The following is a 15117-nucleotide window of genomic DNA, read 5'->3' on the forward strand; positions in this document are numbered from 1 at the left end:
CTATGTCCGCAATTTTCATAGCCTCCAATATTCAGAGCGTCACTCTTTCTCTGCAACCACATTGTTTATATGATTTTCCGAATAAGCTGGCGCCAACTCATCCAGAAAATGATTAATATCATGCCAGCTCCTACTGATTCCGTAAGTTTCCATAAAATTGTAAGAATCAATAAGACAACCATTGGAAGAATCGTCAGCTTGAAATCACCAATTTCTTTCATCCGAGCACTCTTCTTTCTTTAGAGATATTTTGTTTCCCTTAGGAAAAATATATGCTTAAATAAAAGAAAATTCAACTACTTTATTAAAATTTCTTGTAAAAAATTTTTTTCTTAAGGAAAAATTAATTTCGCCCATATAAAAAAATCCCTAATAAGATCATTAGAGATTTTTTTCAATACTTATTTTACGGTTCCATTTCTTGCGGTTTCCCAATAAATTCAAATGCATAAATATGTGTTTTGGTCAATTCAATAATATCTTTGATTAATGCATCCTCGGATTTCTCATAGCCACTGGCAATCCACTGCATCATCAATCCATAAAAGCCGTAAGAAGTATAATGCTTGAACATGTCCATATTAACAGGCTGATGATTAATCGTTTCAAATTTAAATTGCTCTTGATAAATTTTTGTAATGGTGAGCGGCATACGTGTATGCAATCCAGGAATTGTATCTTCGACGTTCAATAGCTCGAAAAATAACCGATGCTTGTAAATATAATGAATAATATTGAAAGATGGCGCTTTTAATTTTGTTGTATAAACCTTTTCTCCATACAGATACGGTTCACCTACAGCTACTTCAAGACCTTTCAGCATCAGTTCCAGTAAATTTGCTGCCAGCTCGAATTTATCTTGAAAATGCACATAAAAGGTACTACGGTTATAGCCTGCTCGTTCTACAATATCCTTCACTGTAATCGTTTGGAACCCTTGTATTTTTATTAGCTCGCTAAACGCCTCATAAAAATGGCGGCGCGTTCTTTCCTGTCTTTGTGTCCATTTTGGCACTATTTTTTCCTCCCTTTTAGACATATTGAGCAAATCTGTCTACTAGTTAGACACTTGCGACGACATTAGTGATTGTTTCCGTTTTCAAGCGTTTTACAATAAAAGTACACCGTGATTTACGTAGTGTGCAAGAAAAATTATTCCTAAAGGGAGTGTCATATATGGGGAAATTACAAGATAAAGTCGCAATTATTACAGGTGGTGCTTCTGGTATTGGTGCCGCAACTGCTCAACTCTTTGTTGCAGAAGGTGCAAAGGTAGTACTTGTTGATTTAAATGAAGAAAAAGGCCAAGCATTTGCTGCTCAACTACAAGCAACGGGAGCAGAGGCTATCTTTATTAAAGCAAATGTAACTGATGAACTTGAAGTTGCTTCTATCTATCAAACAACAATCGAGACATTTGGCAAAGTCGATGTCCTTTTTAATAATGCGGGGATTGGTCGTGTTACACCAACAGAAGAGTTACCTTATGCGGAATGGCGCCAAACAGTGAATGTAGATTTAGATGGCGTATTTTTAATGGCGCAAGCTGCCATTAAAGAAATGCTAAAAGCAAACGGCGGTACAATCGTTAATACCGCTTCGATGTATGGATGGGTTGGATCAGCAGGATCAGCAGCCTATAATGCAGCAAAAGGTGGCGTCATTAATTTAACACGTTCATTAGCATTGGAATTTGCTACTCGTGGTATCCGTGTCAATGCGCTATGCCCTGGTTTTATTGATACACCTATTATCCCAGAAGAGAGCAAAGAGTCATTACGTCAAGTAACACCGATGCAACGTTTAGGTCAACCAGAGGAAATGGCAAAAGCTGTTTTATTTATGCTTTGTGACGATTCAACATTTATGACAGGTAACACATTAACAGTAGATGGTGGCTATACAGCCCAATAGATAACTTTAAATAATCGCTTCTTCAGCAGAAGATAGCGATTATTTTTTCTTATAAGGACTATTAATCTTAGAAAAATTTGCAGTTTTTATCCATTTCCTGCAAACTATTAACATAACGAGCAAGAAAGGATGAAGATGACAAATGAAAAAATTAATATGTACATTATTATTTTCCATTCTTATCGTAGGCAGTGCAGGCAATGTACAAGCTGCTAGTTTTAGAGATGTATCAGAGGATCATTATGCCTATGAAGCTATCTTATGGGCAGAGGAATATGATATTGTGAATGGTTTTACTGATGGGACGTTTAAACCAAATGCTACTATTACTGAACAGCAATTAGCCAAACTATTAGCTAATTTTTATGAGCTTGAATCCCCTATCGATGAATTAAAGAAACAAACTCCTTCGGCAAACTGGTCAGATGAATTTTATAACCAGCTCGCTAGCTATGGAGTGCCTGTAAATGGCTATTTCGACAACCGAATTCGAGCAGCTACAGTGAAGCGTGGTGTAGTGGCACAAGCCATTGCTCATTTAGCTAGTGGTAAGAAAGACTTAGATCAATCCATTCAGTTTTTACTCGATTATTATATTTCATCAGGGCAAAATCCACAGTATGAAGACCGTAATTTACAGAAGTTTTATGGGGTGACGAACAATATGACACGTGCCCAAGTAGTCACAATGCTTTACCGCATGGATGAACGAAATTTTTATGAAATCTCCGCAGATGCACAAGCCATACATGATAATGCCAACAATGTATCATTAATGGCAAGAGCGAAAAATGCTCAAAGTCAGCTTGATAAATCTTTGCAACAGGCTACACCTGGGAAAAGTGCCTGGGAAGGTGTCTACACGTATTATTACAAATGGGGTAAGGGTGCCAATGATTTTAACCGCCGCGACGCTGTCATTTCCAACGCTACAAGTAATAGCTTCTCTATTGCTTTAACAGCGAATGATGGAACAGCTTCAGGTAATGTCAATGGAACTGCCACGATAACAAGTAGTACAAAAGCTTTGATGAATAAATCCTCAAATGGCAATCGCTGTGTTGTCGAATTAGAGCGTTTATCCAACAATGCCCTCAAAGTGTCTGAGGTTGATTGCCGGGCAGAGCGTAATGAAGGCACTAATTTCTCTGGAACATTAAAGAAACAATAGCTAGCAAAGGAGTCTGATACATTCAGGCTCTTTTTTAATCCCCAAGCGTTTGATACTTCTGCTTGGCAATAGCAATAAAATCAAGGAGACACGGTGGCAAATCCTTATCTTTATGCCAAGCAATATCTGTATAAATAGGAGCTAGCTTTAATGTGGACGGTATCTCTGTTACAAGTCCCATTGTCAGCTCTTTTTCTACGACCATTTTAGGTAAAAACGTCATCCCTAAGCCTGCGATTACACATTGTTTGATCGCTTCAATACTGGCAAATTCAATCATTTGTAATGGCCTAACCCCTTCTAGTTGAAGCAATGCTTCTAAATGATTTCGATAAGAGCACCCTGTTTCAGTTAACAGCATCGTTTCAAGTGCTAGCTGTTGAGCGGAAAGCGGCTCCATTCTTTCAATAGGTGCACTGACGAAAATAAGCTGCTCTTCAATCAACCGCTGTCGCTGTAGCATTGATGTCTCCTGGTACGTATCTGTTATAAAGGCAACATCTAAATCCCCTACCTGTAATAGCTTTTTAGCAATGTCCGTTGTATGCACTGGCTTAAAAATGATTTTCACATGGGGGTGGACCTGTTGAAATTGCTGTAAAATGCTCGGCAAACGATAGACACATTGGCTTTCCTGTGCTCCCACCTTTAATAGGACTTGCTCCTGCTCGTTGGATATCGCTTTTTTCATTTCACGATCTAGCTCTAGCATTTTTTTGGCATATTGTTGAAGTCGCTTGCCCTCTTCCGTTAGGATAATACGCTTACCAAGACGCTCAAAAAGATTAACACCTAACTCTTGTTCTAATGTTTTTACTTGAGCTGTAATACTTGATTGAGCGTAGTCAAGAAGCTGGGCCGTCTTTGTAAAGCTTAATGTTTCAGCTGCTGTTAAAAACGTTTGAAGCTGCTTTAAATCCATTACTCGAACTCCTTTATCTTTTTTTTCGATAGTTTTTGCCAAAACATTCATCTTTTCCGATAATAAAACTAAGTGTACACTAGTTGGTAGATGGAAGAAAGAAGCTAGCCAATTGAAATTTCGGACGTTCATGCCTTTTCAAATAAAAGAAACGTATTTGGAACCACTATCGTCCAAATACGTTCTTTGTCATCTGCTCAAAAAAATAAATCAAACTATTAGTTATCTGCGTCTCTTTTAAACAAAGAAGCTATTGTAATTCTTTTCGAAGATGTTCTGCTGCAGATATTGCTTTTAGATCTTGAACGATATCGCCTGGTTTATTTCCTTCACCTAGAATATAGCCTGCAAAAGTTGTACCAACAAAGTCAAAGATATGTTGAAATTGCTGAATCATTGGTAAACCTTTGATAGACGGCTCATCCCCTCCAACTGCAATGACATATGCTTTTTTAGAAGACATCAATGCCTTAAAATCAGGATAATTCGGGTCTCTTAAAGATTGGGACCATCGATCAATAAAGTTCTTCATTATTCCTGTCATACTATACCAATAAATAGGGGTAGAAAAAATAAGAATATCATGCGGAAGTATTCGGTCAATGACGGCATTATAATCATCGTTGACATCAGAAAACCCCTCCTCTGCATGACGCTTATCGATTATTGGCTCAATGCTATAATCCTTTAAATAAATTTCTTCAACCATCAAGCCTTGTGTGACTAATTTTGTTAAAGTCTCTACATTCCCATCCGGACGATTTCCACCGTAAATAACTGCTATAGACATGTTTGTTATCCCCGCTTCCTTGAAGTTTTTACTATTGTTCCCCTATGTCTATATCTTATTATGATCATACAAATCGATAAAGATGATTATTTCGATAAAACCAATCGAAAAAAGTGATTTTGTAAATTCCTTTCTTGGCTATTTGAAAAAAGAAAAATACTTCTAGCCTAGTAATCTAGATATGATAAAGTTAACGGAATTGCCAGGAGCTTACCTGCTCTATCAAGCTATCAATAAAAATAAAATTTGTTTTCTAAAAATTTGGCGTACATAGCAAGTTTTTAGTCGCTATTTGCTAGTTACAAGTCGTGATGGAAACGATACTATATAAACTGTCCCGTACAAACACTAAAGACAATAATCACGTATAAACACTACATGCAAATGAATTAAGGAGGTTCAAATGTTGACGTTACAAAGCTCTAATCGTATAAAAATGCCGGTAGGATTTTGGGAAGGCATACGTCAATTAGGGATAGTCCCCCACGACGTAGTTCGAAAAGCACGACTACCACTCACGATCATGAATGAATCAGTAGTCTCCACAATCCAATATTTAGCGATTTGGCAGGCTTATTCTGATCTTATTGACGATACTGCCAAAGGAATGATCAAACTAGCCACTAGCTTTGATTCAAATCATTATCCGCCTACTGTCTTAGTAGCCTACCATGCTCGTGATTATCGTGATGCTCTAAAAAGAATGGCACGGTACAAGCAACTGTGTCCTCCAGAAAGCTTACGTATCACTGAGGAAGGTGAGGATTGTACAATCGATCTAGAATGGTCGTATCCTGGGCAATCCGGTCCCCCTATGCTGGTTGGTATCACACTTGCATTTCTACTTGAGCTTGGACGCCGTGGGACAGGTCAACCTATAACAGCTAAGTTAGTTGAATTTACACATGCAATGGGCGATGTACAGACCCTTGAAGATTATTTCGGTTGTTGTATTCAGATTGGTGCAAAGCGTAACCGGTTGACGTTACATCGAGGAGATCTGGACCGTCACTTTACTTCATATAACTTGGAGTTGTTGGAAATTTTGACCCCTCTTTTGGATCAATCGTTAAATGAACACCAACATAACCGCTCCTTCACCGAGATGGTCAAATGGATGATGAAACGAAGCTTAGCAGGAGGACGCCCTGATATTCAGACAATCGCAAGCGAGTTAGGGATGAGTGATCGTACCTTACAGCGTAGGCTTACTAATGAATGCACGAGCTTTAAACATTTGTTAGCACAAGTTCGACAGGATCAGGCCCGAGCGTATCTAGCTGATCCCTCGCTTGATATGAAAGATATCGCCTTCTTGATTGGTTATGAAGATCAGAACTCGTTCTACCGTGCCTTCCACCTTTGGGAAGGTGATACACCATCAAATTGGCGTGCTAAACATATAGAAACAAACTAGATCATTGGATTTTATAAAAATTTCGAACAAAAATAGGATTTTATTACTTTATAATCATACTAAATAAAGGGGCACTGAATTATGGATATGGGATTAAACAATAAAACTGCATTAGTTACTGGATCAACGAGAGGTATAGGTAAAGCAATTGCTATCGAACTAGCCAAAGAAGGTGTAAATGTACTCATTAATGGGCGAAATTATGAAGAGGTAGAACGCATTGTCAATGAAATTAAATCAGCTTATCCATCGACTTTCCCCAAAAATGCTACAGCTGATATTGCTAATCCTCAGCAAAGAGAAGCTTTATTCGAAAAATATCCAAGTATTGATATTTTAGTTAACAATATGGGTATGTATGAAATAATGCAATACGAAGACGTTGACGATGATACATGGGAAAATTACTTCCGTACTAATGTTCTTGCAGCAAATGGATTATCTAAATTTTACTTACCTAACATGTTGGAAAATAATTTTGGACGCATTATTTTTATTGCAAGTGAAGAAGCCATTATGCCCTCAGGACAAATGCCTCAATATTGCATGACAAAAACAATGCTCTTATCTTTGGCAAAAAGCCTATCAAAATTAACAAAAGGAAGAGAAGTTACAATCAATACAATCATGCCAGGTCCTACACTCTCTGAAAATGTGTATCAAATAATTGATAGTATGTTTCCTAATCAAGGTATGAGTTTTTCAGAGAAAGAGAAAGCATTTATGACGACAAACCTCCCCCAATCTGAAATACAAAGATTTATTAAACCATTTGAAATAGGGAGACTAACTACATTTGTATGTAGTCCTTATGCATCCGCATTTAAAGGATCTCCGATTCGTATGGATGGAGGCATGGTACCGACAATTTTTTAGCATCTTTCACATTTCCCTCAACACTTTAAGGAGAAATAAAGAATACTGATAAATGTTTCTATAAATTTTGTTTACTCTTTTACTATAAAAAATAGTAGTACAAACCTCGGACTAGGTTTGTACTACTGATGTTAGTATGTTTTCTTTACATAATTATGTCATTTGATTTCATCACATTTTGCTTTCTTTAGTATAGTGAGTGTAGATATGGCTACAAATTTGAAAATTGAAAGCAATCGCTATGTCTATCCCTGCTTATTAAGGAAGTAGTACAAATAAAGTCTTTTTATTTTAGTAATATAGAAGCGAGCAACAATAAATTATATTTAATATAAAATAATTAAATAAGGTAGTGATTAGAATTAAGAACATAGTTTCGAAACCTATTATTAACATGGTCTTATTTTTACTTCTTCTTGTTATTTTATATTTCTTAGGTAATGTTAGCCAACTATTATCTAAAGAATATAGCGAAAATGAAATTGGCTATATAGTTATTCAGAAAGGAACAGTCTATTTTATTCAAGGAAAGGACGTTCAACAATCAGATTTAGAGAGTTTCTCTAGTAAAAACTTCATGTACTCAAATCAATTTGAATCAGTTTCAATTTTAAATCGAATTGAAACTTTCTATGAAGGATATTAAAAGTGGCGATAAAGTAAGAATTTGGTACTCTGAAAAGTTGGAGTCAAATCCTGCAAAAATCAAAGTTATTCGAATAGAAAAACTTTGACATAAAGTTTATAGCCAAAATATATTCCATTTTTCGTTTATTTCTTTTATTTATTAGTATGTTAGTTAGCAACAGTCTAGAAGGAATGAATGCTTTCCATATATAATTATTGGATATGAACCGTATATGTCCCGTTTTCATTATTATATTTATAAATATATAAATAATACTTTCCTGGTACTGCATTAAATTTACCTTTTATATTATTTTCATCTTCCTGTCCAAATGATGCGAAATTTTGCATATCTGACTCATGGTGAAGCACCCATGTCATGCCAATTTGATTTTCATTTAGGACAGAAATATCTATCTCTTTTGGTGATGTCACATCAAATTGGTATACATCTGTATTATCATCATCCATTAAGCTCCCTTTTAGGGGCTTATTAAATGGAATGATTGTCGCTTCCTCGGGACGATTGTTTGGTTCTATCTCTGTTTCTGTTTGTGCTTCATTTTGGACATTAACTGTATATGTCCCATTTTCATTAGCAAATTTATAAATATATAAAAAATACTTTCCAGGTTCAGCTTTAAGTTTACCATTTATACTATTTCCATCTTCCTGTCCAAAAGATACATAATTTTGCATATCAGACTCATGATAAAGCACCCACGTCATGCCAATTTGATTTTCATTTAAGACTGCAATATCTATTTCTTCTGAAGACGTTACGTCAAACTGATACACATCAGTATCATGATCAATCAAGCTACCTTTTAGGGGCTTATTAAATGGAATGATTGTCGCTTCTTCGGGATGATTATTCTCTGTTTCTGTTCCCTTCCTTACAGTGACAATTGTATAAGCTTTACTTTCTATTTCTTTATCATTTTTCACGGTTAATGTCACATTGTATGTTCCTTCTTTTTCGTATAGATGAGTAGGGTTTGCTTCATCACTTGTATCTCCATCGCCAAAATCCCAAAGATAGGAAACTATTTCTCCATCATTATCTTTTGAACCATCGCTTTTAAACTCAATTTTTTCATTTTTGATGCCAGTATAAGGGCCATTTATTTTAACAAACGGGCCTTGATTATCTCCTTCATCCGTCGCAACGCCGTGGAAAACAATATCATATTCAAACTGGTTTGCTGCATTCACACGGTAGTTCACAAAATATGCTGTCATTGTTTTAAAGCCGCTCCACTCTTTTTCCGACAATTGATCAAGTACTTGGTTCACTTGTTTACTCATCGTTTTCCAATCATGAGATTCTCCCTTTGTATTGCCCCCTACAAACGTACCTTCAAGTGTAAATGTATTGAAAAAGTGCGACTGATGTTTTGTCATTTTAACATCTTTGATGTTAGCAATATCCACGATTTCTTGCTCTACTTCTTTTAAAGCTTTCGGTTGATGTTGTACTAAATAATCTTCTGATACTTGTGGTACCTCATATTTTTCTTGATTATCAATCAAATTCTGCATATAGGCTTGGTATTCTAAATTTAGCAGTGGATCTTTACTTAAAGTCTCACGATACGCATCATAATTTTTCACATCATTTGCACGAATTAAATCTTGAATCTTATCCAATGTATCAAATTGATGATGGTACATATAAGACTGGAGTGCGTATGAATAATTATAAAAATCCCATGATCCATATTTTGCAAACATTGTTTGTTCTGCTGTGTAGCGTTGTGATGGATCATCTGATAATCCACTAATAATACTCTTACGTGGAACAATATCATTTGTACGCGTTGATCCCGCAAAGAATTCTGCATTTCCTTCTTGGAACCATGTTAGTCGTTCATTTTGATACATATCTCCAATCCCGAATAAACCTGGAACCTCGTACCTAGCCTGTAAATAATGTGTAAATTCATGGCGGAACAACTCTTCTAAACTATAAATGCTTTGCTGTGCCGTACGTTCATAAGTAAAAAATGTTCCATTCTCTTCAATATAAATTCCACCATTATTGGTTTCATATCCATACAATTGACGGTTTAAAAGATATTCATCTGGGGAGTTATAAATTACAACTGTTATTATCTCATCAGCATTTCCTGGTTCTAATGCTTTATCATTGCCAATTACACGATGATATTGTGCTTTTACTTCTTTTGCAGCCCAGTATAATCGTTGAACTTTGTCATCTGTTACTTGATCTCCTGTTTTAAATACAATTGATCCATCATCAAACGTATATGTTTTCGGTAGATACTGCTTCTTTCCTTCTTCACGTACTTTCTGCAAATCTACTGGATTTCCACTATAATCCTTTCCATGGTAATTTGTAGCTATTTGCTCTACAGCTACAAAATAAGCATCACTTAAATATGGATACATATGCATTGCTTCTGTAACAATTTCTAAACCTTTATTAGGGTTACTGTGAAATACACCTAAACGCCCTGCATAATAAATACCATTAGTGATTAACCAACTATTGCTTTTTGTTACATTATGTAATAGTGCTATTTTATTAACCTCATTTATGAAGCTATCTATTTGTCCATACCACATTGTTGTATTAGCTTCTTTACGAGCATCATGCAAATACGACTGCAAATCAAAATCAATCCCATGCATTAAATCGTATATAGCTTGTCCTTTTGAATACTCGCCTTCATATGTAGAAAGATTGTCGTTATACTGTTTTAAAATGTTCGCAGCATATTGAATTGTATCCGCGTCACTAGAAGCATTCCCTATAAGTTTCCCATAGGCAGATATTACTTTGTCTTGCTCAGCTGTACCAAGTTTAAAGTTTGGATTGTTAGCTATTTCTTTTAATGCTGGTAAACACTTATCATGGAAACTGCGATCATTTAAATAAGATAGTTCGTTATTATAAAATCCAACATAAAAAGCCGAACGCAATAGTTCTACAAATGTTTCAATACCTTTTGAATCCTCTTTCGTAAAAGAACCCCCTCTTTTTCCCAATTCATTAATAATAACTTGCATGCGTTCTTCATTTTGATAAAAAACTTTTGTTTCCTCACTGTATTCGAATAAATCTGTAATTTGATACCACTGAATAGTGCCCAAGGTATTCATGAGCTCACTATCACTCATTCTATTAAGCTCTGCCATCGAATACTTTTCTTGCAAATACTGCGAGTTAGCACGTTCTAAAGTTTGACCCTGCTGTTGCGATAAACTTTCTATTTCAAGCCGTTTTTCAAATGATAATGTTGCATCAGTTTGTGTGGTATGTGCAATGTCATCTTTCGGCGTTTCTATACCAGCAGGTTTCATTTGTAATACATGATAAGGCGTTTTTTCTGCTGCTGATACTTCCGCTTGCAACCCTCCTAACGAAAGTGCCAATGTACTAATCCCAATTAACACTTGATTCATTTTAAAACTCTTATTCATAATATGCCCTCCTATAGTACTACATTGATTATCTAATAATATTTTCCTTATTTAGTACAATATTACCTATATAAAAGTAACATATTATGTAAAAATATCAATAAAAAAATGGTTATATTTAGGAATATCCCCTTGTATAATTTGAAAACTTTAGACACAATTACACTAAAAAAGCAATGTCCCTATTTGGGACATTGCTTTTCAATTATTTATTAAATCTGACGATGCGGTCTATTGGAAGACGAGAAGAACCATATGCTGGTGCTGCTGCTTCACCAATTGCCAATAATAATATAGGAATTTCATTTGCTGGTAATTCCATGTATTCAGCAAATTTCGCTTTATCAAATCCACCCATTGGAACGGTATCATATCCCATTTCCTTCGCTAATAACATAATTTGCATAGACACTAAGCCAGCATCAAAATGCACTATGTTTTCTAATGTTTTTGTTGATGCAGAACCATACATAGTTAATGCGTCTTTTGCAAGCTTATTGGCGATTTCTTCTGGCATATAGCCTAACTCTACATTTTTTGCATAGATTTCCTCAGCATTTAAATACATTTTAATATCACCAATAACCGCAATAATGGCAGAGGCTGTTTCTATCTGCTCTTGATTAAATGAAAAGAAATTAATATTTTTTTGAATTTCCTTATCATCAATAACGATAAATCGCCATGGCTGCATGTTGCTCGATGAAGGGGCAGAAGTAGCATCTTCTATTAGTTGCATAATCGTTTCTCGAGATATTTTCGCTGTTGCATTGTATTTACGTACCGATTTTCGTTCTTGCATAATTTGTTTTAATGGTGTAGTTTCTGACATGTCATTTCCCTCTTTTTCAAATAGTTAAATTGCTTTAATTGTGACATTGATATTTCCCATTGTTGCCTTTGAATAAGGACATACTGTATGTGTTAACTCCAATAATTCTTGTGCTTCTTCCAGTGCTAAGCCTTCAATATGACCTTCGATGTCCACAGCTAGAATATAATCAAATGAAGCTTGCTCCATTAATCGTACTGTCACTTTTATTGTGGATGAATTGTCAATTTTCTTTTGGCGTTTAATTAAAGCTAATGCGCTATTAAAGCAAGCACTATAACCAGCAGCGAATAATTGCTCTGGATTTGTAACATTATCTAATTTTGAGCCAGGTGGCGCAATTTTTAAAGATAGTGATTGATCCTCTGCATATGATGTGCCACTACGCCCACCAGTATTAATCATTGTAGTTGAGTATAATTCTTTCATAATCAAAACCCCTTATTTTAAATTGATCAATTAAATTGTACACAATCTAATTATTACAAATTGAATTGTACACAATTTAATTGTATTTGACAAGTAAGAACTTTATTTTTAATATTAGTGGTAGAAGAAGAACTTTTAAGAGGGGATTTTTATGCCTAATCATTTAGATAATCAATTGTGCTTTCTTTTGTATGCCACATCAAAAGAAATCATTCGTCAATATACATTATTATTAAAGCCATATGATCTAACCTATACAGGTTACATCACCTTATTAGCTTTAGAAGAAAACGAACAAATAACTGTAAAAGAATTGGGACAACGCTTATTTTTAGATTCAGGAACATTAACACCTTTACTAAAAAAATTAGAGGGAAAAGGCTATATTTGTCGTGAACGTTCCAAGGATGACGAACGACTAATGAAAATATTTTTAACGAAAGAAGGAAGTAACGTTCGTTGTCAGCTACCTGAAGTTTCACGTCAAGTAATGAAGCAATCCAATATCTCAGAGCAGCAATTTTTGCAACTAAAAAATGTGCTACAAGATATCGTTTACAATGACTCGTCGAGTAAAGATAATCATTAGGATACCTAAAAAGGTTCATTTGATTCACTCTTTTGAAAATAAGTGTGTAATCAAATGAACCTTTTTCAATGAGGTAAGGTGGATATTTTTCTATCTTAAATACTTTTTGTAAATGAAGTCATTATGAATTTCTTCAATATTTAACTCTGTTTCTCTACCGGAATACCAGAGACTCTAAAGATATAGTCTCTCTCGTGTTCTTTTGTCGCAAATTGCACGATGTAAACAGATTTTTCTCTTATAGAAGACTCGTTGTTTAACTACCTAAAATAAAGAGGAGTATCAAAACACATTTATCTAATTATAAAAAATAACAAACGACCTAATCGCTCGCTGCAATTAGGTCGTTTTCTCGTCTAAGCTTCTATAGAAATATGCTGGAAAGTTGTCACATCAAATAATCCTGTATCTGTTAGCTTTAGTGCAGGAATGACTGGTAATGCAACAAATGAAAATGTCAGTAGAAAATGAAAATCTAATGTTGGGTTGAGGGTCTGCAGGGCACTGTGCAAGCTAGCTAGCTGTTCTTTAGCTTGCTGTGCTGGTACATCTGTCATTAAGCCACCAATTGTTAACGGCATTTCTGCTAATATCTTGCCATCCGCTACAATTACAAAGCCTCCTTGGATTTCCTGAATACGCGAAAGTGCCAGAACCATATCATCATCATTTGTACCGACGACAAGGGCGTTATGTGAATCATGTGCTACTGTAGTCGCTACTGCCCCTTTTTGTAAACCGAATCCCTTAACAATCCCTAAGCCTGTCGTATGCAAATGATGGTGACGTTCTATGACAGCTAATTTCAGTAGGTCTTGCTCTACAGAAGGTACAAAAACGCCCTCCTTGACAGGCACATCGATCACTAAATGATTGGTAATCAGCTGATTTGGCACAATTTCCATGACATTTGCCTTCGTTCCCTTTGTGAATGACAGTTGGAGCATATCCTTTGTAACAGTTGGTAAATGGACAGATTGATGGATATGAGCAGGAACAACTGGCTCTTGACGACTTGTCAACATTGCTCCATTTTCAGCCACTTTCCGACCATTTTTCCAAACTGCTTTGGCCTGCATACTCGTTAGATCCTCCACAAGCACAAAATCAGCCTTATAGCCTGGTGCAAGTACCCCACGATCAAATAAACGATAGCACTCTGCTGTATTAACAGTTGCCAGCTGGATCGCTTGTAATGGTGACATCCCTTCTGCTATTGCCATAGCCACATCATAGTTGATGCTTCCTTCATCCATTAACTCGTCTACATATTTGTCATCCGTACAAAAACCAAAACGACGAGCATTGTGTGGTTGAACTGCTGGCAATAAATCACGTAAGTTTTTCGCCGCTGAGCCTTCACGAATAAGGACATACATGCCCTGCTCCACACGGTCGATGGCCTCCAGTGCAGTCACACATTCATGATCTGTCTGAATACCCGCAGCACGATAGCCTGTAATTTGTGTGCTTTGTAAGCCCGCACAATGTCCATCTATAACGAGATTGGCTTGCTGTGTTAATACAATTTTTTGCAGCATGCCCTGTTCCCCATTTAATACGGCTGGAAAATCCATCACCTCTGCTAAGCCGCGAACTTGTTGATGTGTCAAGAACGGCTCTAAATCTTCTGCTGTTAGTGTAGCACCTGCATTTTCAAACTGGGTACCTGGCACACTAGATGGCAGCATCACAAAAATATCCATATCCGCCTTTTGAGCATCATCAAGCATAAATTGAATGCCCTCTGCCCCTGCGACATTGGCAATTTCATGTGGGTCTGTAATGACCGTTGTAATACCATGAGGAATGAGCACCCGACTAAACTCCCCTGGTGTTAACATGGAAGATTCAATATGTATATGACCATCAATTAATCCAGGAATGACATAGCTTCCTGTAGCATCCTCTTCTTCTTTTGCATGAAATGTATGATTGCGATCAATTGCTACAATCATGCCATTTTTCACAACAATATCTGCTTTTTTCCACGTTAATGAAAAAACATCTGCAACTTGTGCATTTCTCAGAATAAAATCTGCCTCTATTTTTCCTTGTGATGATAAGATATTTTGCGTTAACTGCTGTAATTTTGTCGACATC

General features: G+C 36.0%; 14 protein-coding genes. 6 read left to right on the forward strand and 8 right to left on the reverse strand.

From position 1 onward, the window contains the following. Nucleotides 1–65 precede the first annotated feature (65 nt). Together RT445_RS12890 and RT445_RS12895 are read right to left on the reverse strand one after the other, a co-directional pair. Nucleotides 66–221 carry a hypothetical protein gene (locus RT445_RS12890; RefSeq protein WP_313470689.1) on the reverse strand — a complete coding sequence of 52 codons (156 nt, stop codon included), beginning with the start codon at nucleotides 219–221 and terminating at the stop codon, nucleotides 66–68. A gap of 185 nt (nucleotides 222–406) precedes the next feature. Beyond that, nucleotides 407–1015 carry a TetR family transcriptional regulator gene (locus tag RT445_RS12895; protein WP_313470690.1) on the reverse strand — a complete coding sequence of 203 codons (609 nt, stop codon included), beginning with the start codon at nucleotides 1013–1015 and terminating at the stop codon, nucleotides 407–409. Nucleotides 1016–1176: 161 nt separating this feature from the next. On the opposite strand from RT445_RS12895, the gene RT445_RS12900 reads away from it, so the two are divergent. Beyond that, nucleotides 1177–1914 (forward strand): SDR family NAD(P)-dependent oxidoreductase, encoded by a 738-nt coding sequence (locus RT445_RS12900; protein ID WP_274793457.1) that lies wholly within the window; start codon nucleotides 1177–1179, stop codon nucleotides 1912–1914. A gap of 142 nt (nucleotides 1915–2056) precedes the next feature. Further along, on the forward strand, nucleotides 2057–3085 hold the full coding sequence (locus RT445_RS12905; protein WP_313470691.1) for an S-layer homology domain-containing protein: 1029 nt from the start codon (nucleotides 2057–2059) through the stop codon (nucleotides 3083–3085). 34 nt (nucleotides 3086–3119) lie between these two features. Here RT445_RS12905 and RT445_RS12910 read toward each other — a convergent pair whose 3' ends face one another. Then, nucleotides 3120–4007 carry a LysR family transcriptional regulator gene (locus RT445_RS12910; RefSeq protein WP_274793459.1) on the reverse strand — a complete coding sequence of 296 codons (888 nt, stop codon included), beginning with the start codon at nucleotides 4005–4007 and terminating at the stop codon, nucleotides 3120–3122. Nucleotides 4008–4257: 250 nt separating this feature from the next. Continuing rightward, the gene (locus tag RT445_RS12915; protein WP_274793460.1) at nucleotides 4258–4797 is read right to left on the reverse strand and encodes a flavodoxin family protein; all 540 of its coding nucleotides are present in this window, start codon (nucleotides 4795–4797) and stop codon (nucleotides 4258–4260) included. 403 nt (nucleotides 4798–5200) lie between these two features. On the opposite strand from RT445_RS12915, the gene RT445_RS12920 reads away from it, so the two are divergent. The 3 genes from RT445_RS12920 (at nucleotide 5201) to RT445_RS12930 (ending at nucleotide 7824) form a co-directional block, all read left to right on the forward strand. Next, on the forward strand, nucleotides 5201–6214 hold the full coding sequence (locus RT445_RS12920; RefSeq protein WP_274793461.1) for an AraC family transcriptional regulator: 1014 nt from the start codon (nucleotides 5201–5203) through the stop codon (nucleotides 6212–6214). Between the two features lie 81 nt (nucleotides 6215–6295). Further along, nucleotides 6296–7090: an SDR family NAD(P)-dependent oxidoreductase gene (locus RT445_RS12925; protein ID WP_274793462.1), complete on the forward strand. Its 795-nt coding sequence runs from the start codon at nucleotides 6296–6298 to the stop codon at nucleotides 7088–7090. A 632-nt stretch (nucleotides 7091–7722) separates the two neighbouring features. Further along, nucleotides 7723–7824 (forward strand): DUF3221 domain-containing protein, encoded by a 102-nt coding sequence (locus RT445_RS12930; protein WP_274793463.1) that lies wholly within the window; start codon nucleotides 7723–7725, stop codon nucleotides 7822–7824. A 106-nt stretch (nucleotides 7825–7930) separates the two neighbouring features. Here the strand turns inward: RT445_RS12930 and RT445_RS12935 are convergent, their stop codons facing one another. The 3 genes from RT445_RS12935 to RT445_RS12945 all read right to left on the reverse strand — a co-directional run bounded on the left by RT445_RS12935 (nucleotide 7931) and on the right by RT445_RS12945 (nucleotide 12425). Further along, a complete protein-coding gene (locus tag RT445_RS12935; RefSeq protein ID WP_274793464.1) occupies nucleotides 7931–11164 on the reverse strand; it encodes a collagenase in 3234 nt (1077 codons plus the stop codon). Nucleotides 11165–11369: 205 nt separating this feature from the next. Further along, complete coding sequence (locus tag RT445_RS12940; protein WP_274793465.1) at nucleotides 11370–11996, reverse strand: nitroreductase family protein; 627 nt, start codon at nucleotides 11994–11996, stop codon at nucleotides 11370–11372. A 24-nt stretch (nucleotides 11997–12020) separates the two neighbouring features. Further along, complete coding sequence (locus tag RT445_RS12945; RefSeq protein WP_274793466.1) at nucleotides 12021–12425, reverse strand: Ohr family peroxiredoxin; 405 nt, start codon at nucleotides 12423–12425, stop codon at nucleotides 12021–12023. A 151-nt stretch (nucleotides 12426–12576) separates the two neighbouring features. Between RT445_RS12945 and RT445_RS12950 the strand changes: the two genes are divergently transcribed. Further along, a complete protein-coding gene (locus RT445_RS12950) occupies nucleotides 12577–13014 on the forward strand; it encodes a MarR family winged helix-turn-helix transcriptional regulator (protein ID WP_274793467.1) in 438 nt (145 codons plus the stop codon). Between the two features lie 356 nt (nucleotides 13015–13370). Here RT445_RS12950 and ade read toward each other — a convergent pair whose 3' ends face one another. After that, complete coding sequence (gene ade, locus RT445_RS12955; protein ID WP_274793468.1) at nucleotides 13371–15116, reverse strand: adenine deaminase; 1746 nt, start codon at nucleotides 15114–15116, stop codon at nucleotides 13371–13373. Nucleotide 15117 lies beyond the last annotated feature (1 nt).

Origin of the sequence: Lysinibacillus sp., from assembly GCF_032093475.1 — a bacterium.
Classification (GTDB): domain Bacteria; phylum Bacillota; class Bacilli; order Bacillales_A; family Planococcaceae; genus Lysinibacillus; species Lysinibacillus irui.